The organism is Lacrimispora sp. 38-1, from assembly GCF_049890855.1.
GTDB lineage: Bacteria > Bacillota > Clostridia > Lachnospirales > Lachnospiraceae > Lacrimispora.
On the sequence record NZ_JBANEW010000075.1, the window covers coordinates 1 to 724 of the forward strand.

The 724-nt window shown below is 68.1% G+C and carries 2 protein-coding genes; one reads left to right on the plus strand and one right to left on the minus strand.

Translation table 11 applies throughout. The annotated features are described in order from the left end of the window. On the plus strand, positions 1 to 490 hold a 490-nt coding region (locus V7D18_RS21915), incomplete at its 5' end, for a GspE/PulE family protein (protein WP_426157517.1). A gap of 12 nt (positions 491 to 502) precedes the next feature. Here V7D18_RS21915 and V7D18_RS21920 read toward each other — a convergent pair. Next, the coding region (locus V7D18_RS21920; protein ID WP_426157518.1) for a DUF3080 family protein at positions 503 to 724 on the minus strand (222 nt) is incomplete at its 5' end.

Genomic DNA, 724 nt, shown 5'->3' on the forward strand with positions numbered 1-724 from the left:
GGCCGCACTCACTGGCCATCTGGTGCTCTCAACCCTGCACACCAACGATGCCCCCAGTGCGATCACCCGGCTGCTGGAACTGGGCATTCCGCCCTATCTGATCCGTGCCACCGTGCTCGGGGTCATGGCCCAGCGCCTGGTGCGCACCCTGTGCCCACACTGCAAGGCCCCCGGGCCCGCTGACGAGCAGGCCTGGCAGCTACTGACCCGGCCCTGGAAAGCGCCGGTTCCGAAGCAGTTCCACCAACCGGTGGGCTGCCTGGAATGCCGGAACACAGGGTATCTCGGGCGCGCTGGGGTGTACGAGATTCTTCCGCTGTCTGAGCATCTGACCCGCCAGATCACCGACAGCTGTGAACTTGAGCAGCTACGCCGGGACGCCTACAAGGAAGGCATGAAATCGCTGCGCCTGAGCGGCGCCCAGAAAGTGGCGGCGGGCCAGACCACGGTGGAGGAGATTCTGCGGGTCACCCCGGAAAGTCAGCGCTGAGGCCAATGGCCGTCAGCGCCCCGGCTGCAGACCGCACTGCATCAGCAGCGCTTGCCAGGCCCGGGTGTGCGCGGTGACCGCCCGGTCGAGCGCTCCCCAGACACTGCCCGGCGCGTCGGTCGCCAGGTAGACCTGGGACCAGCTCGCAAACGCCGCCGGCATCACATCCACCTGTTGCTCGGCCAGCCGGGCCAGTGGCGCGATGAGTTGGTCCTGCGCCCGGGCCACCGAGGC